The sequence below is a fragment of the Bacillus sp. FSL R5-0422 genome (assembly GCF_038610765.1).
Lineage (GTDB): Bacteria > Bacillota > Bacilli > Bacillales > Bacillaceae > Bacillus > Bacillus pumilus_O.
The window spans coordinates 94717-113003 of the sequence record NZ_CP152014.1; the positions used below are offsets into that span (position 1 = coordinate 94717).

Consider the following 18287-nt stretch of genomic DNA (forward strand, 5'->3'; position numbering starts at 1 on the left):
ACATAGTGATTCTTTCTAAAGTAAGAAATGGTTAAGTTAGAAAGGGCGCACGGTGGATGCCTTGGCACTAGGAGCCGATGAAGGACGGGACGAACACCGATATGCTTCGGGGAGCTGTAAGCAAGCTTTGATCCGGAGATTTCCGAATGGGGAAACCCACTGCTCGTAATGGAGTAGTATCCATACTTGAATACATAGAGTATGAGAAGGCATACCCGGGGAACTGAAACATCTAAGTACCCGGAGGAAGAGAAAGCAAATGCGATTCCCTGAGTAGCGGCGAGCGAAACGGGAACAGCCCAAACCAAGAGGCTTGCCTCTTGGGGTTGTAGGACACTCTATACGGAGTTACAAAGGAACGATATAAGCGAAGAGGTCTGGAAAGGCCCGCCAAAGAAGGTAACAGCCCTGTAACTGAAATGTTGTTCTCTCCAGAGTGGATCCTGAGTACGGCGGAACACGTGAAATTCCGTCGGAATCCGGGAGGACCATCTCCCAAGGCTAAATACTCCCTAGTGACCGATAGTGAACCAGTACCGTGAGGGAAAGGTGAAAAGCACCCCGGAAGGGGAGTGAAATAGATCCTGAAACCGTGTGCCTACAAGTAGTCAGAGCCCGTTAAAGGGTGATGGCGTGCCTTTTGTAGAATGAACCGGCGAGTTACGATCCCGTGCAAGGTTAAGCAGAAGATGCGGAGCCGCAGCGAAAGCGAGTCTGAATAGGGCGCATGAGTACGTGGTCGTAGACCCGAAACCAGGTGATCTACCCATGTCCAGGGTGAAGTTCAGGTAACACTGAATGGAGGCCCGAACCCACGCACGTTGAAAAGTGCGGGGATGAGGTGTGGGTAGGGGTGAAATGCCAATCGAACCTGGAGATAGCTGGTTCTCTCCGAAATAGCTTTAGGGCTAGCCTCAAGGTAAGAGTCTCGGAGGTAGAGCACTGATTGGACTAGGGGCCCCTACCGGGTTACCGAATTCAGTCAAACTCCGAATGCCGATGACTTATCCTTGGGAGTCAGACTGCGAGTGATAAGATCCGTAGTCGAAAGGGAAACAGCCCAGACCGCCAGCTAAGGTCCCAAAGTATACGTTAAGTGGAAAAGGATGTGGAGTTGCTTAGACAACCAGGATGTTGGCTTAGAAGCAGCCACCATTTAAAGAGTGCGTAATAGCTCACTGGTCGAGTGACTCTGCGCCGAAAATGTACCGGGGCTAAACGTATCACCGAAGCTGCGGACTGTTCTAACGAACAGTGGTAGGAGAGCGTTCTAAGTGCTGTGAAGTCAGACCGGAAGGACTGGTGGAGCGCTTAGAAGTGAGAATGCCGGTATGAGTAGCGAAAGACGGGTGAGAATCCCGTCCACCGAATGCCTAAGGTTTCCTGAGGAAGGCTCGTCCGCTCAGGGTTAGTCGGGACCTAAGCCGAGGCCGAAAGGCGTAGGCGATGGACAACAGGTTGATATTCCTGTACCACCTCCTCACCATTTGAGCAATGGGGGGACGCAGGAGGATAGGGTAAGCGCGGTATTGGATATCCGCGTCCAAGCAGTTAGGCTGGGAAATAGGCAAATCCGTTTCCCGTGAAGGCTGAGCTGTGATGGCGAGCGAAATTTAGTAGCGAAGTTCCTGATTCCACACTGCCAAGAAAAGCCTCTAGCGAGGTGAGAGGTGCCCGTACCGCAAACCGACACAGGTAGGCGAGGAGAGAATCCTAAGGTGATCGAGAGAACTCTCGTTAAGGAACTCGGCAAAATGACCCCGTAACTTCGGGAGAAGGGGTGCTTCTTAGGGTGTTAAAGCCCCGAGAAGCCGCAGTGAATAGGCCCAGGCGACTGTTTAGCAAAAACACAGGTCTCTGCGAAGCCGTAAGGCGAAGTATAGGGGCTGACGCCTGCCCGGTGCTGGAAGGTTAAGAGGAGCGCTTAGCGTAAGCGAAGGTGCGAATTGAAGCCCCAGTAAACGGCGGCCGTAACTATAACGGTCCTAAGGTAGCGAAATTCCTTGTCGGGTAAGTTCCGACCCGCACGAAAGGCGCAACGATCTGGGCACTGTCTCAACGAGAGACTCGGTGAAATTATAGTACCTGTGAAGATGCAGGTTACCCGCGACAGGACGGAAAGACCCCGTGGAGCTTTACTGCAGCCTGATATTGAATGTTGGTACAGCTTGTACAGGATAGGTAGGAGCCTTGGAAACCGGAGCGCTAGCTTCGGTGGAGGCATCGGTGGGATACTACCCTGGCTGTATTGACCTTCTAACCCGCTGCCCTTATCGGGCAGGGAGACAGTGTCAGGTGGGCAGTTTGACTGGGGCGGTCGCCTCCTAAAATGTAACGGAGGCGCCCAAAGGTTCCCTCAGAATGGTTGGAAATCATTCGCAGAGTGTAAAGGCACAAGGGAGCTTGACTGCGAGACCTACAAGTCGAGCAGGGACGAAAGTCGGGCTTAGTGATCCGGTGGTTCCGCATGGAAGGGCCATCGCTCAACGGATAAAAGCTACCCCGGGGATAACAGGCTTATCTCCCCCAAGAGTCCACATCGACGGGGAGGTTTGGCACCTCGATGTCGGCTCATCGCATCCTGGGGCTGTAGTCGGTCCCAAGGGTTGGGCTGTTCGCCCATTAAAGCGGTACGCGAGCTGGGTTCAGAACGTCGTGAGACAGTTCGGTCCCTATCCGTCGCGGGCGCAGGAAATTTGAGAGGAGCTGTCCTTAGTACGAGAGGACCGGGATGGACGCACCGCTGGTGTACCAGTTGTTCTGCCAAGGGCATCGCTGGGTAGCTATGTGCGGACGGGATAAGTGCTGAAAGCATCTAAGCATGAAGCCCCCCTCAAGATGAGATTTCCCATTCCGCAAGGAAGTAAGATCCCTGAAAGATGATCAGGTTGATAGGTCTGAGGTGGAAGCGTGGTGACACGTGGAGCTGACAGATACTAATAGATCGAGGACTTAACCTATATTCTATTGTGAAGTTTGAACATTGTTATCTAGTTTTGAGAGAACATTCTCTCCATCAGGTTTGGTGGCGATAGCGAAGAGGTCACACCCGTTCCCATACCGAACACGGAAGTTAAGCTCTTCAGCGCCGATGGTAGTTGGGGGTCTCCCCCTGTGAGAGTAGGACGCCGCCAAGCTTGTATAAGGATCAGTTCCATTTGGAACTGATCTTTTTTGTGTTTTTGAAAAAATCACTTCTATATTAATGGCTGTGTAAAATGAGAAGTGATGATGTAGTAAGACTCATTGATCAGCTAACCCTTCCGTTCGTCTCACTTACATGTGCTTTAAATGAACAACGCAGTTGTTGTTTGGGTGGATCATTCAATTGTGTTTAGGATGAAGATATAGAAAGCAGCCAATAAAATTTTCTTTGTCAGTCAGATAAAGAGGACTGTTTAGAGTTACACTAGATAACCGAGTATCGCCAAAGAGCATAGAGCACCTCCAGTTAATTTTTACGCCCGCTCTAAGCAAGAACAAGAAAGAATCAACAACTAACTTGTTACCCCAGTAACACTTTAATATGAAGATCGTAACTAACAGCATCATTTACGTATGTTTTTACATAAAAATGATTTCTCAGAAAAATAAAATAACAAAAGAATCCCTTTTTTAGATGATTTGTATGAGAAGATATATTGAATAAAACACGCGTATAAAAAACATGAATTGGGTCATTTCACACCAATAAAGCTTTATTAGAGCGCTTTTTAACAAAAAACATAAAAAAATGCAAAAAAGACTTTTAAAATGATGAAACAAGTGGTAAAATTCTTTAGGTGCCTTAACGAAAAGATGAAAAAAACAACATTAAAATAAATTCAAAAATTATTTTAAAAAAGTCTTTACAAACAATATCTTATCGTTATATAATACTATTTGTCGGATCGAGAGACATTCGAAATGACAACACAATATGGAGGATTAGCTCAGCTGGGAGAGCATCTGCCTTACAAGCAGAGGGTCGGCGGTTCGAGCCCGTCATCCTCCACCATATTTATTCTTACATAATGTTAGGATAGATAAAGCCGGTGTAGCTCAACTGGTAGAGCAACTGACTTGTAATCAGTAGGTTGGGGGTTCAAGTCCTCTTGCCGGCACCAGTTTCATATGGTAAGATAGACAAGTCGCTTTTAAAGCGAGCCATTAGCTCAGTTGGTAGAGCATCTGACTTTTAATCAGAGGGTCGAAGGTTCGAGTCCTTCATGGCTCACCATGTTTCATGCGGGTGTGGCGGAATTGGCAGACGCGCTAGACTTAGGATCTAGTGTCTTTATGACGTGGGGGTTCAAGTCCCTTCACCCGCATTGCCAAATAAAATAAAGAAATCCTGTAATGCGGAAGTAGTTCAGTGGTAGAACACCACCTTGCCAAGGTGGGGGTCGCGGGTTCGAATCCCGTCTTCCGCTTATACCATCCACGCCGGGGTGGTGGAATTGGCAGACACACAGGACTTAAAATCCTGCGGTAGGTGACTACCGTGCCGGTTCAAGTCCGGCCCTCGGCATTATAAATAAGCGCCCGTAGCTCAATTGGATAGAGCGTTTGACTACGGATCAAAAGGTTAGGGGTTCGACTCCTCTCGGGCGCGCCATTAAGATCGGGAAGTAGCTCAGCTTGGTAGAGCACTTGGTTTGGGACCAAGGGGTCGCAGGTTCGAATCCTGTCTTCCCGACCATCTTTTATGGGGCCTTAGCTCAGCTGGGAGAGCGCCTGCCTTGCACGCAGGAGGTCAGCGGTTCGATCCCGCTAGGCTCCACCAATATGATCTTTGAAAACTAAACAAGACAAAACGTACCTGTTAATTCGAGTTTTTATAAAAAAATCCTATGATGTTTCATAGGTAGTCAGTCAAACGCTGACGAAAAACAAAACTTCGGTTTTGTACTTTTTCGGAGAGTTTGATCCTGGCTCAGGACGAACGCTGGCGGCGTGCCTAATACATGCAAGTCGAGCGAACAGAAGGGAGCTTGCTCCCGGATGTTAGCGGCGGACGGGTGAGTAACACGTGGGTAACCTGCCTGTAAGACTGGGATAACTCCGGGAAACCGGAGCTAATACCGGATAGTTCATTGAACCGCATGGTTCAATGATGAAAGACGGTTTCGGCTGTCACTTACAGATGGACCCGCGGCGCATTAGCTAGTTGGTGGGGTAATGGCTCACCAAGGCGACGATGCGTAGCCGACCTGAGAGGGTGATCGGCCACACTGGGACTGAGACACGGCCCAGACTCCTACGGGAGGCAGCAGTAGGGAATCTTCCGCAATGGACGAAAGTCTGACGGAGCAACGCCGCGTGAGTGATGAAGGTTTTCGGATCGTAAAGCTCTGTTGTTAGGGAAGAACAAGTGCGAGAGTAACTGCTCGCACCTTGACGGTACCTAACCAGAAAGCCACGGCTAACTACGTGCCAGCAGCCGCGGTAATACGTAGGTGGCAAGCGTTGTCCGGAATTATTGGGCGTAAAGGGCTCGCAGGCGGTTTCTTAAGTCTGATGTGAAAGCCCCCGGCTCAACCGGGGAGGGTCATTGGAAACTGGGAAACTTGAGTGCAGAAGAGGAGAGTGGAATTCCACGTGTAGCGGTGAAATGCGTAGAGATGTGGAGGAACACCAGTGGCGAAGGCGACTCTCTGGTCTGTAACTGACGCTGAGGAGCGAAAGCGTGGGGAGCGAACAGGATTAGATACCCTGGTAGTCCACGCCGTAAACGATGAGTGCTAAGTGTTAGGGGGTTTCCGCCCCTTAGTGCTGCAGCTAACGCATTAAGCACTCCGCCTGGGGAGTACGGTCGCAAGACTGAAACTCAAAGGAATTGACGGGGGCCCGCACAAGCGGTGGAGCATGTGGTTTAATTCGAAGCAACGCGAAGAACCTTACCAGGTCTTGACATCCTCTGACAACCCTAGAGATAGGGCTTTCCCTTCGGGGACAGAGTGACAGGTGGTGCATGGTTGTCGTCAGCTCGTGTCGTGAGATGTTGGGTTAAGTCCCGCAACGAGCGCAACCCTTGATCTTAGTTGCCAGCATTTAGTTGGGCACTCTAAGGTGACTGCCGGTGACAAACCGGAGGAAGGTGGGGATGACGTCAAATCATCATGCCCCTTATGACCTGGGCTACACACGTGCTACAATGGACAGAACAAAGGGCTGCGAGACCGCAAGGTTTAGCCAATCCCATAAATCTGTTCTCAGTTCGGATCGCAGTCTGCAACTCGACTGCGTGAAGCTGGAATCGCTAGTAATCGCGGATCAGCATGCCGCGGTGAATACGTTCCCGGGCCTTGTACACACCGCCCGTCACACCACGAGAGTTTGTAACACCCGAAGTCGGTGAGGTAACCTTTATGGAGCCAGCCGCCGAAGGTGGGACAGATGATTGGGGTGAAGTCGTAACAAGGTAGCCGTATCGGAAGGTGCGGCTGGATCACCTCCTTTCTAAGGATATATGGAGCAGCGTGCGTTTTCGTCTTGTTTAGTTTTGAAGGATCATTCCTTCAAAACATGTCTCTAGCGAGACAGGATTGTTCTTTGAAAACTAGATAACAATAAGTAATACATTCACATTGAATGCAATGCAAAGTTCATCACACATAGTGATTCTTTCTAAAGTAAGAAATGGTTAAGTTAGAAAGGGCGCACGGTGGATGCCTTGGCACTAGGAGCCGATGAAGGACGGGACGAACACCGATATGCTTCGGGGAGCTGTAAGCAAGCTTTGATCCGGAGATTTCCGAATGGGGAAACCCACTGCTCGTAATGGAGTAGTATCCATACTTGAATACATAGAGTATGAGAAGGCATACCCGGGGAACTGAAACATCTAAGTACCCGGAGGAAGAGAAAGCAAATGCGATTCCCTGAGTAGCGGCGAGCGAAACGGGAACAGCCCAAACCAAGAGGCTTGCCTCTTGGGGTTGTAGGACACTCTATACGGAGTTACAAAGGAACGATATAAGCGAAGAGGTCTGGAAAGGCCCGCCAAAGAAGGTAACAGCCCTGTAACTGAAATGTTGTTCTCTCCAGAGTGGATCCTGAGTACGGCGGAACACGTGAAATTCCGTCGGAATCCGGGAGGACCATCTCCCAAGGCTAAATACTCCCTAGTGACCGATAGTGAACCAGTACCGTGAGGGAAAGGTGAAAAGCACCCCGGAAGGGGAGTGAAATAGATCCTGAAACCGTGTGCCTACAAGTAGTCAGAGCCCGTTAAAGGGTGATGGCGTGCCTTTTGTAGAATGAACCGGCGAGTTACGATCCCGTGCAAGGTTAAGCAGAAGATGCGGAGCCGCAGCGAAAGCGAGTCTGAATAGGGCGCATGAGTACGTGGTCGTAGACCCGAAACCAGGTGATCTACCCATGTCCAGGGTGAAGTTCAGGTAACACTGAATGGAGGCCCGAACCCACGCACGTTGAAAAGTGCGGGGATGAGGTGTGGGTAGGGGTGAAATGCCAATCGAACCTGGAGATAGCTGGTTCTCTCCGAAATAGCTTTAGGGCTAGCCTCAAGGTAAGAGTCTCGGAGGTAGAGCACTGATTGGACTAGGGGCCCCTACCGGGTTACCGAATTCAGTCAAACTCCGAATGCCGATGACTTATCCTTGGGAGTCAGACTGCGAGTGATAAGATCCGTAGTCGAAAGGGAAACAGCCCAGACCGCCAGCTAAGGTCCCAAAGTATACGTTAAGTGGAAAAGGATGTGGAGTTGCTTAGACAACCAGGATGTTGGCTTAGAAGCAGCCACCATTTAAAGAGTGCGTAATAGCTCACTGGTCGAGTGACTCTGCGCCGAAAATGTACCGGGGCTAAACGTATCACCGAAGCTGCGGACTGTTCTAACGAACAGTGGTAGGAGAGCGTTCTAAGTGCTGTGAAGTCAGACCGGAAGGACTGGTGGAGCGCTTAGAAGTGAGAATGCCGGTATGAGTAGCGAAAGACGGGTGAGAATCCCGTCCACCGAATGCCTAAGGTTTCCTGAGGAAGGCTCGTCCGCTCAGGGTTAGTCGGGACCTAAGCCGAGGCCGAAAGGCGTAGGCGATGGACAACAGGTTGATATTCCTGTACCACCTCCTCACCATTTGAGCAATGGGGGGACGCAGGAGGATAGGGTAAGCGCGGTATTGGATATCCGCGTCCAAGCAGTTAGGCTGGGAAATAGGCAAATCCGTTTCCCGTGAAGGCTGAGCTGTGATGGCGAGCGAAATTTAGTAGCGAAGTTCCTGATTCCACACTGCCAAGAAAAGCCTCTAGCGAGGTGAGAGGTGCCCGTACCGCAAACCGACACAGGTAGGCGAGGAGAGAATCCTAAGGTGATCGAGAGAACTCTCGTTAAGGAACTCGGCAAAATGACCCCGTAACTTCGGGAGAAGGGGTGCTTCTTAGGGTGTTAAAGCCCCGAGAAGCCGCAGTGAATAGGCCCAGGCGACTGTTTAGCAAAAACACAGGTCTCTGCGAAGCCGTAAGGCGAAGTATAGGGGCTGACGCCTGCCCGGTGCTGGAAGGTTAAGAGGAGCGCTTAGCGTAAGCGAAGGTGCGAATTGAAGCCCCAGTAAACGGCGGCCGTAACTATAACGGTCCTAAGGTAGCGAAATTCCTTGTCGGGTAAGTTCCGACCCGCACGAAAGGCGCAACGATCTGGGCACTGTCTCAACGAGAGACTCGGTGAAATTATAGTACCTGTGAAGATGCAGGTTACCCGCGACAGGACGGAAAGACCCCGTGGAGCTTTACTGCAGCCTGATATTGAATGTTGGTACAGCTTGTACAGGATAGGTAGGAGCCTTGGAAACCGGAGCGCTAGCTTCGGTGGAGGCATCGGTGGGATACTACCCTGGCTGTATTGACCTTCTAACCCGCTGCCCTTATCGGGCAGGGAGACAGTGTCAGGTGGGCAGTTTGACTGGGGCGGTCGCCTCCTAAAATGTAACGGAGGCGCCCAAAGGTTCCCTCAGAATGGTTGGAAATCATTCGCAGAGTGTAAAGGCACAAGGGAGCTTGACTGCGAGACCTACAAGTCGAGCAGGGACGAAAGTCGGGCTTAGTGATCCGGTGGTTCCGCATGGAAGGGCCATCGCTCAACGGATAAAAGCTACCCCGGGGATAACAGGCTTATCTCCCCCAAGAGTCCACATCGACGGGGAGGTTTGGCACCTCGATGTCGGCTCATCGCATCCTGGGGCTGTAGTCGGTCCCAAGGGTTGGGCTGTTCGCCCATTAAAGCGGTACGCGAGCTGGGTTCAGAACGTCGTGAGACAGTTCGGTCCCTATCCGTCGCGGGCGCAGGAAATTTGAGAGGAGCTGTCCTTAGTACGAGAGGACCGGGATGGACGCACCGCTGGTGTACCAGTTGTTCTGCCAAGGGCATCGCTGGGTAGCTATGTGCGGACGGGATAAGTGCTGAAAGCATCTAAGCATGAAGCCCCCCTCAAGATGAGATTTCCCATTCCGCAAGGAAGTAAGATCCCTGAAAGATGATCAGGTTGATAGGTCTGAGGTGGAAGCGTGGTGACACGTGGAGCTGACAGATACTAATAGATCGAGGACTTAACCTATATTCTATTGTGAAGTTTGAACATTGTTATCTAGTTTTGAGAGAACATTCTCTCCATCAGGTTTGGTGGCGATAGCGAAGAGGTCACACCCGTTCCCATACCGAACACGGAAGTTAAGCTCTTCAGCGCCGATGGTAGTTGGGGGTCTCCCCCTGTGAGAGTAGGACGCCGCCAAGCTTGTATAAGGATCAGTTCCATTTGGAACTGGTCTTTTTTGTGTTTTTAAGAGGTTTGACACCATATAAATGTGGAAATAATATTCTTAGTTGAGCGATTATCTTGAAAAATCGACCGAAAAAATTTATAGTAAGATTAAAGTCAAATATAGTCAAAGTCAATGGAGGAGGAGGCGGAGTGGCACAAAATATTTCTGATATCATCGAGCAGTATTTGAAAGAAGTCTTGGATCAGAATGGTCGAGAAATATTAGAAATTAAGCGCAATGAAATTGCAGATAAGTTTCAATGCGTACCTTCACAAATTAACTATGTTATCAATACACGCTTTACGAGCGAGAGAGGCTACATCGTTGAAAGTAAGCGTGGCGGCGGTGGCTATATCCGCATCATTAAAGTCAAAATGAATGATGAAGTCGACTTATTGAACAATATTATTTCCCAAATATATCATCGTTTATCACAGGCTGCCTCTGATCATATCATCATGCGTCTTGTCGAAAATAACATTTTATCTGAAAGAGAAGCAAAGATGATGATCAGTGTCATGGACCGTTCTGTTTTGCACATTGATTTACCTGAACGTGATGAATTGCGGGCTCGGATGATGAAAGCGATGTTAAATGCTTTGAAATTAAAGTAAAGCGGGTGAAAAGATTGATTTGTCAAGAATGCAATGAGAGACCAGCCACTTTTCACTTTACGAAAGTTATAAATGGAGAAAAACAAGAAATGCACATATGTGAACAATGTGCAAAAGAAAACAGTGATTCATATGCTATGAGTGGAAACCAAGGTTTCTCTATTCACAACTTATTATCAGGTTTATTGAATATTGATCCTAGCTTTACGACAAGTGCGAATAAGGGATCATCTATTTTTCAAGAAGCAAGAGAAGTGGATCAATGTCCTAAGTGTGGCTTAACCTTTCAACAATTCAGAAAAACAGGCCGTTTTGGCTGTGCAGAATGCTATCGTTCGTTTGACCAGTATTTGAACCCTGTTTTACGGAAAGTCCATAGTGGGAATACAGTCCATAATGGAAAAGTGCCTAAACGGATTGCCGGCAGTCTTCATGTGCGCCGGAAACTTGAGTTGATGCAGCAAGAACTGAAGCAGTTAATTGAACAAGAAGAGTTTGAAAAAGCAGCGGAAGTTCGAGATCAAATTCGTGCATTAGAGCATGAGCAATCTCAGCAGAGGGAGGGAGATTAACAACATGTCACTCCAGCATTTTATTCAAGACGCTTTAAGTCAATGGATGAAACAAAAAGGACCCGAAAGTGACATTGTTCTAAGTAGTCGAATCAGGCTAGCACGAAACCTAGAGCATGTTCGTTTCCCAACTCAGTTTTCTCAAGAAGAGGCTGAAGCTGTTCTCCAGCAATTTGAGCAAAAGTTTGCTAGCCAGGAAGTGAAGGACATCGGAAACTTTGTTCTAATTCGAATGAATGAAACGCAGCCTTTAGCAAAGAGGGTACTTGTTGAAAAGCATTTGATCAGCCCAAACTTAGCAGAATCAAGATTTGGCGGTTGTTTGCTTTCTGAAAATGAGGAAATCAGTGTGATGCTGAATGAAGAAGACCATATTCGGATCCAATGCTTATTCCCAGGATTCCAACTAGCCAATGCATTAAAAGCAGCTAACCAGATAGATGACTGGATTGAGGAGCAAGTGGATTATGCATTTTCTGAAAAGCGAGGATACTTAACAAGCTGTCCAACGAATGTAGGTACAGGTATTAGGGCATCAGTCATGATGCATTTACCCGCTTTAGCCCTCACAAGACAAATGAATCGGATTATTCCTGCGATTAATCAATTAGGTCTTGTAGTCAGAGGAATTTATGGTGAAGGCAGCGAAGCAATAGGGAACATCTTTCAAATTTCAAATCAAATGACACTTGGTCAATCAGAAGAAGATATTGTAGATGATTTAAATAGCGTGACCGCGCAGCTTATTGAACAAGAGCGATCTGCACGAAAAGCATTATATCAAACATCTAAAATTGAACTTGAGGACAGAGTGTACCGGTCCTTAGGGATTTTGTCCAATTGTCGTATGATTGAATCAAAGGAAACAGCAAAATGTCTGTCAGATGTGCGCCTTGGAATTGATTTAGGTATCATTAAGGGGCTTTCAAGTAATATACTGAATGAACTCATGATTTTGACACAGCCTGGCTTTCTTCAACAATATTCTGGAGGAGCTTTGGAGCCAAATGAAAGAGACATAAAAAGAGCAGCAATTATTAGAGAAAGACTGCGTTTAGAAATGCATAGGAATGGACAGGAGGATGAAACGATATGATGTTTGGAAGATTCACTGAAAGAGCTCAAAAGGTATTAGCACTTGCACAAGAAGAAGCCATTCGCCTAGGCCATAAGAACATTGGTACTGAACACATTTTACTTGGTCTAGTACGTGAGGGTGAGGGCATCGCCGCAAAAGCGTTAGAAGCACTGGGCCTTGTTTCAGATAAAATCCAAAAAGAAGTCGAAAGCTTGATTGGAAGAGGGCAAGAGGTGTCTCAAGCTATTCCTCATTATACGCCTAGAGCGAAGAAGGTCACTGAGCTTTCAATGGATGAAGCAAGAAAGCTAGGTCATTCCTATGTAGGGACAGAACATATTCTATTAGGTCTTATTCGCGAGGGAGAGGGTGTAGCAGCCCGCGTTTTAAATAACCTCGGAGTGAGCTTAAATAAAGCACGTCAGCAAGTCCTGCAGCTGCTTGGCAGTAATGAAACAGGTGCATCTGCCGCTGGCTCTAACAGCAATGCAAATACACCAACATTAGATAGCTTAGCAAGAGATTTAACAGCGATTGCGAAAGAAGATAGCTTGGACCCTGTCATTGGACGAAGCAAAGAAATTCAGCGTGTCATTGAGGTTCTAAGCAGAAGAACAAAAAACAACCCTGTGCTGATTGGTGAGCCTGGTGTTGGTAAAACAGCCATCGCTGAAGGTCTTGCACAGCAAATTATTCATAATGAAGTGCCTGAAATTCTACGCGATAAACGAGTGATGACGCTTGATATGGGAACCGTTGTCGCGGGGACAAAATATCGTGGTGAATTTGAGGATCGTTTGAAAAAAGTCATGGACGAAATTCGCCAGGCAGGAAATATCATTCTTTTCATTGATGAGCTTCATACACTGATTGGTGCTGGTGGAGCTGAGGGTGCGATTGACGCATCTAATATTCTAAAACCATCCTTAGCACGTGGAGAGCTTCAATGTATCGGGGCGACAACATTAGATGAGTACCGTAAATATATTGAAAAGGATGCTGCGCTTGAACGCCGTTTCCAGCCAATTCAAGTAGATCAGCCATCAGTTGATGAGAGTATTCAAATCTTAAGAGGACTTAGAGATCGTTATGAGGCACATCACCGTGTGTCCATTACAGATGAAGCGATTGAGGCGGCAGTGAAGCTGTCTGACCGTTATATTTCTGATCGTTTCCTTCCAGATAAGGCGATTGATTTAATTGATGAGGCAGGTTCGAAAGTCCGCTTACGTTCTTTCACAACACCGCCTAACCTAAAAGAACTAGAGCAAAAGCTGGATGAAGTACGCAAGGAAAAAGATGCGGCTGTTCAAAGTCAGGAATTTGAAAAAGCAGCTTCTCTTCGTGATACAGAGCAGCGTCTGCGTGAAAAAGTAGAAGTCACAAAGAAATCTTGGAAAGAAAAGCAAGGACAGGAGAATTCAGAGGTATCAGTGGATGATATCGCAATGGTTGTCTCTAGCTGGACGGGAGTGCCTGTTTCAAAAATTGCCCAAACCGAAACAGATAAGCTTCTAAATATGGAACAATTACTCCATTCTCGTGTAATTGGGCAGGATGAAGCGGTTGTCGCTGTAGCAAAAGCTGTGAGACGTGCGCGTGCTGGTCTAAAAGATCCAAAACGTCCAATCGGCTCATTTATCTTCTTAGGCCCAACAGGGGTTGGTAAAACGGAGCTTGCAAGAGCACTCGCAGAGTCTATTTTCGGTGATGAAGAAGCGATGATCCGTATTGATATGTCAGAATACATGGAGAAACACTCTACATCTAGACTTGTTGGGTCACCTCCAGGCTATGTTGGCTATGAAGAAGGCGGACAACTGACTGAAAAAGTGAGAAGAAAACCTTATTCTGTTGTGCTTTTAGACGAGATTGAAAAGGCGCATCCAGATGTATTCAACATCTTACTTCAAGTATTAGAAGATGGTCGTCTGACTGATTCTAAAGGGCGTACTGTTGACTTTAGAAATACGATTTTGATCATGACATCCAACGTTGGAGCTAGTGAACTGAAGCGAAATAAATATGTTGGCTTTAACGTGCAGGATGAAGGTCAAAATTACAAGGATATGAAAGGCAAAGTGATGGGCGAGTTGAAACGTGCGTTCAGACCAGAATTCATCAACCGTATTGATGAAATCATTGTCTTCCATTCACTTGAAAAGAAACATCTAAAAGAGATTGTGTCTCTCATGTCTGATCAATTGACGAAACGATTAAAAGAACAAGACCTTTCAATTGAATTGACAGAAGCAGCAAAAGCGAAGATTGCCGATGAAGGTGTAGACCTTGAGTACGGTGCGCGTCCGTTAAGAAGAGCGATTCAAAAGCATGTGGAGGATCGACTTTCTGAGGAGCTTCTGAAGGGTAATATTGAAAAAGGTCAACAAATCGTATTAGATGTGGAAGATGGAGAAATTGTCGTAAAAACGACGGCTGCTACGAACTAATATAGTAAGAAAAAAGTGTGAGGCATACCAGTAAGCTGTATGCCTCCCTTTACTTATTTTCTGACCAGTATAAGGAGTTGTATTCTTCAATCTATGGCTAAGACAAAATCAAAATTTATATGCCAATCGTGCGGTTATGAGTCAGCCAAATGGATGGGGAAATGTCCAGGCTGCGGCACGTGGAACAGTATGACAGAAGAGGTCGTTCGTAAAGAGCCAGCAAACCGTCGAAGCGCTTTTAACCATTCTGTTCAAACCATTCAAAAACCTTCACCTATATCTGCAATTGAAACATCAGATGAACCCCGAATCAAAACGAATTTAGAAGAATTTAATCGAGTATTAGGAAGTGGAATTGTCAAAGGCTCTCTTGTTCTCATTGGCGGAGATCCTGGGATTGGGAAGTCCACTTTATTATTACAAGTATCAGCACAGCTCTCAGATAAAAATCAGAATGTATTATACATATCTGGTGAGGAGTCCATTAAACAAACGAAGCTAAGAGCGGACCGCCTCGGCATAAAAAGCACCTCTTTACATGTTTTGGCTGAAACCGATATGGAGTATATAACGTCTGCTATACAAGAGATGAAACCCGCTTTTGTCGTGGTGGATTCGATTCAAACCGTTTATCAAAGCGATATTACGTCAGCTCCTGGGTCTGTATCTCAAGTGAGAGAATGTACAGCACAGCTGATGAAGATTGCAAAGACAAATGGGATTCCAATTTTTATCGTTGGTCACGTGACCAAAGAAGGCTCGATCGCAGGCCCACGTCTTTTAGAGCATATGGTGGACACGGTTCTTTATTTTGAAGGCGAGCGTCATCATACGTTTCGTATCTTACGTGCGGTGAAAAACCGATTTGGCTCGACGAATGAACTAGGGATTTTTGAAATGAGAGAGGAAGGGCTCACGGAAGTATTAAACCCATCCGAAATTTTCTTAGAAGAACGTTCGGCAGGTGTATCTGGTTCGTGTGTCGTTGCCTCAATGGAAGGAACAAGACCTGTTTTAGTCGAGATACAAGCATTAATTTCACCGACAAGCTTCGGAAATCCGCGTAGAATGGCCACTGGTCTTGATCATAATCGAGTGTCACTACTCATGGCGGTTTTAGAAAAACGTGTTGGACTGTTGCTGCAAAACCAGGATGCGTATTTAAAGGTCGCAGGCGGTGTGAAGCTTGACGAGCCGGCGATTGACTTGGCGATTGCGGTCAGTATTGCATCAAGCTTTAAAGACGCAGCACCGCATCAAGCGGATTGCTTTATAGGAGAGGTCGGCCTGACGGGAGAAGTCAGAAGAGTATCAAGAATTGAACAGCGTGTGCAGGAAGCTGCGAAACTAGGATTTAAACGAATGTTTATTCCTCAGGCAAATATAGATGGATGGAAAAAGCCGAGAGGGATTGAGTTAGTCGGTGTAGAAAATGTAGCGGAGGCACTTCGAATTTCACTAGGGGGATCATAGAAATGGAAAAAGAGAAAAAAGGAGCGAGAGAACTCGATCTCTTAGATATCGTACAGTTTGTGGCACCAGGGACACCTCTTCGGGCTGGGATCGAAAACGTCCTGAGGGCCAATACTGGCGGGCTAATTGTTGTTGGTTATAACGATAAAGTGAAGAGTGTTGTCGATGGAGGATTTCACATTAATTCTGCCTTCTCCCCAGCACACTTATATGAATTGGCGAAGATGGATGGAGCCATCATTTTAAGCGATTCTGGTCAAAAGATCTTGTATGCGAATACACAGCTCATGCCAGATGCAACCATCCATTCATCGGAAACGGGCATGAGGCACCGTACTGCTGAACGTGTAGCGAAGCAGACTGGCTGTTTAATCATTGCGATTTCTGAACGGAGGAACGTCATTACCTTATACCAAGGAAATCGTCGTTACACGTTGAAAGATATTGGCTTTATTTTAACGAAGGCTAACCAAGCCATACAAACACTTGAGAAATATAAAACCATTTTAGATCACGCCATTTCTGCGTTAAGCGCCCTGGAATTTGAAGAGCTTGTGACCTTTGGTGATGTATTATCCGTGCTGCATCGTTACGAGATGGTGCTTAGAATCAAAAATGAAATCAATATGTATATCAAAGAGCTTGGAACAGAAGGACATTTGATCCGTCTGCAAGTCAATGAATTGATTACAGATATGGAGCAGGAAGCGGCTTTATTTATTAAAGATTACGTGAAAGAAAAGATTAAAGATCCATATGTTCTGTTAAAACAGCTCCAAGATATGTCTAGCTTTGAGCTTTTAGATGATTCCATTCTGTACAAGTTACTAGGCTATCCAGCTTCTACAAATATTGACGAATATGTGTACACAAGAGGTTACAGATTGCTTCACAAAATCCCTAGACTGCCTATGCCAATCGTCGAAAACGTGGTTGAAGCATTCGGTGTGTTAGATCGAATTATGGAAGCGGATGTACAAGATTTGGATGAAGTAGAAGGAATTGGAGAAGTAAGAGCGAAAAAGATAAAAAAAGGATTAAAAAGGTTGCAAGAAAAACATTATATCGATCGACAGCTGTAAGAAGAGAAATTTTCTCTCAATACGGTTAAAAATGGATGAATATGGGTATATTAATGATGCTTTTGTTTTCTATTGAACACGATAGGAAACTTAAACATATATCAATGTCAGGTGAGGGTGGATTGACAGATGAATAATAAAGGAGGTGAAGGTATGTTAAAAAGAATCGTTCAGGCGTTTTTTATCATTTTTGGTGCAGTTGTAGGGATTTTTATCATTCCAGAGTTATTTCTGCTGTTAAATGTAAAGGACATACCTTTCATTACAAATGCTTACTCTTCAGCACTAATAGGAGCCGCTGTGTTCTTAATCATCGGCAAATGGTGCACAGGTTATGTGGTTAATTGGGTGAAATGGATCGAGGATTCTCTATTAAAGGCGCCTCTTCCTGATCTTATTTCTGGAAGTTTCGGATTAGTATTTGGACTTATTCTAGCATATCTTATTGTAAACGTGATTCCGCTAAACAATATCCCATATCATATTTTTGGTACCATTATTCCGATTTTCCTGGCTTTCTTTTTAGGATATCTTGGATTTCAGGTAGGGTTTAAGAAGAAGGATGAAATGATGGGGCTGTTCTCCCGATCTGCAAAGGTCACCAAGAAAAAAGGAGCAGCTGATGATGAACCTGAAATAGAAGATAAAAAGCTGAAAATTTTAGACACAAGTGTTATCATTGATGGAAGAATCGCAGATATTTGTCAAACTGGATTCTTAGAAGGCGTCATGGTCATTCCTCAATTTGTGCTCGAGGAATTACAGCATATTGCAGACTCTTCTGATGTATTAAAGAGAAATAGAGGCCGAAGAGGTCTTGATATTTTAAATCGTATTCAAAAAGAATTAGATATCAAAGTTGAAATTTACGAGGGTGACTTTGAAGACATTCAAGAGGTTGATAGCAAGCTTGTGAAGCTCGCTAAATTAACTTCAGGTGTTGTTGTGACAAATGATTTTAATTTAAATAAAGTATGCGAACTTCAAAAAGTAGCAGTGTTAAACATCAATGATCTAGCCAATGCGGTGAAACCGGTTGTGCTGCCTGGGGAAGAAATGAAGGTACAGGTCATTAAAGATGGGAAAGAGCATAACCAAGGTGTTGCTTACTTAGATGACGGTACGATGATTGTGGTCGAAGAAGGACGCAATTACATTGGAAAAGACATCGATGTGCTCGTCACAAGTGTGTTGCAGACTGCTGCTGGAAGAATGATTTTTGCGAAGCCAAAACTTCTGGAGAAGGCGCTCTAAAGGGA

The 18287-nt window shown here is 46.1% G+C and carries 7 protein-coding genes, 9 tRNA genes and 5 rRNA genes; all 21 read left to right on the forward strand.

What is annotated here, in order from left to right; all coding sequences use genetic code 11:
- Positions 1 to 29: 29 nt before the first annotated feature.
- A 23S ribosomal RNA gene (locus tag MKX52_RS00500) occupies positions 30 to 2960 on the forward strand.
- Between the two features lie 61 nt (positions 2961 to 3021).
- Positions 3022 to 3137 (forward strand): 5S ribosomal RNA (gene rrf, locus MKX52_RS00505).
- A 784-nt stretch (positions 3138 to 3921) separates the two neighbouring features.
- Positions 3922 to 3997, forward strand: a tRNA-Val gene (locus MKX52_RS00510).
- 33 nt (positions 3998 to 4030) lie between these two features.
- A tRNA-Thr gene (locus MKX52_RS00515) sits at positions 4031 to 4106 on the forward strand.
- 37 nt (positions 4107 to 4143) lie between these two features.
- Positions 4144 to 4219, forward strand: a tRNA-Lys gene (locus tag MKX52_RS00520).
- An 8-nt stretch (positions 4220 to 4227) separates the two neighbouring features.
- Positions 4228 to 4310 (forward strand) — tRNA-Leu (locus MKX52_RS00525).
- 30 nt (positions 4311 to 4340) lie between these two features.
- Positions 4341 to 4412, forward strand: a tRNA-Gly gene (locus MKX52_RS00530).
- Positions 4413 to 4424: 12 nt separating this feature from the next.
- Positions 4425 to 4510: transfer RNA gene (locus MKX52_RS00535), tRNA-Leu, on the forward strand.
- Positions 4511 to 4520: 10 nt separating this feature from the next.
- Positions 4521 to 4597 (forward strand) — tRNA-Arg (locus tag MKX52_RS00540).
- Between the two features lie 7 nt (positions 4598 to 4604).
- A tRNA-Pro gene (locus MKX52_RS00545) sits at positions 4605 to 4681 on the forward strand.
- A gap of 8 nt (positions 4682 to 4689) precedes the next feature.
- Positions 4690 to 4765, forward strand: a tRNA-Ala gene (locus MKX52_RS00550).
- Between the two features lie 127 nt (positions 4766 to 4892).
- Positions 4893 to 6441: ribosomal RNA gene (locus MKX52_RS00555) — 16S ribosomal RNA — on the forward strand.
- Positions 6442 to 6623: 182 nt separating this feature from the next.
- Positions 6624 to 9554: ribosomal RNA gene (locus tag MKX52_RS00560) — 23S ribosomal RNA — on the forward strand.
- A gap of 61 nt (positions 9555 to 9615) precedes the next feature.
- Positions 9616 to 9731 (forward strand): 5S ribosomal RNA (gene rrf / locus MKX52_RS00565).
- Together the 16S, 23S and 5S rRNA genes with 9 tRNA genes alongside form the textbook arrangement of a ribosomal RNA operon.
- A gap of 177 nt (positions 9732 to 9908) precedes the next feature.
- A complete protein-coding gene (locus tag MKX52_RS00570; RefSeq protein WP_003217184.1) occupies positions 9909 to 10373 on the forward strand; it encodes a CtsR family transcriptional regulator in 465 nt (154 codons plus the stop codon).
- Positions 10374 to 10387: 14 nt separating this feature from the next.
- Positions 10388 to 10945 (forward strand): UvrB/UvrC motif-containing protein, encoded by a 558-nt coding sequence (locus tag MKX52_RS00575; protein ID WP_034665655.1) that lies wholly within the window; start codon positions 10388 to 10390, stop codon positions 10943 to 10945.
- A gap of 4 nt (positions 10946 to 10949) precedes the next feature.
- Entirely contained in the window at positions 10950 to 12041 is a 1092-nt protein-coding gene (locus tag MKX52_RS00580; RefSeq protein WP_003217181.1) for a protein arginine kinase, read from the forward strand.
- Positions 12038 to 14473, forward strand: coding sequence for an ATP-dependent protease ATP-binding subunit ClpC (gene clpC, locus MKX52_RS00585; protein WP_003216969.1), 2436 nt, complete (start codon positions 12038 to 12040; stop codon positions 14471 to 14473). The genes MKX52_RS00580 and clpC overlap by 4 nt, the downstream gene beginning before the upstream one ends.
- A 93-nt stretch (positions 14474 to 14566) precedes the next feature.
- Positions 14567 to 15946, forward strand: a complete 1380-nt coding sequence (gene radA / locus MKX52_RS00590; RefSeq protein ID WP_034620767.1) for a DNA repair protein RadA — start codon at positions 14567 to 14569, stop codon at positions 15944 to 15946.
- A gap of 2 nt (positions 15947 to 15948) precedes the next feature.
- Positions 15949 to 17028, forward strand: coding sequence for a DNA integrity scanning diadenylate cyclase DisA (gene disA / locus MKX52_RS00595; RefSeq protein WP_012008686.1), 1080 nt, complete (start codon positions 15949 to 15951; stop codon positions 17026 to 17028).
- A 153-nt stretch (positions 17029 to 17181) separates the two neighbouring features.
- Positions 17182 to 18282 (forward strand): PIN/TRAM domain-containing protein, encoded by a 1101-nt coding sequence (locus tag MKX52_RS00600; RefSeq protein ID WP_012008687.1) that lies wholly within the window; start codon positions 17182 to 17184, stop codon positions 18280 to 18282.
- Positions 18283 to 18287 lie beyond the last annotated feature (5 nt).

Excerpts from the sequence above, each read along its gene's own strand:
- MKX52_RS00600 (WP_012008687.1), top strand. The coding sequence starts at position 17,182 with ATGTTAAAAAGAATCGTTCAGGCGTTTTTTATCATTTTTGGTGCAGTT.
- radA (WP_034620767.1), top strand. The coding sequence starts at position 14,567 with ATGGCTAAGACAAAATCAAAATTTATATGCCAATCGTGCGGTTATGAG.
- clpC (WP_003216969.1), top strand. The coding sequence starts at position 12,038 with ATGATGTTTGGAAGATTCACTGAAAGAGCTCAAAAGGTATTAGCACTT.
- disA (WP_012008686.1), top strand. The coding sequence starts at position 15,949 with ATGGAAAAAGAGAAAAAAGGAGCGAGAGAACTCGATCTCTTAGATATC.
- MKX52_RS00580 (WP_003217181.1), top strand. The coding sequence starts at position 10,950 with ATGTCACTCCAGCATTTTATTCAAGACGCTTTAAGTCAATGGATGAAA.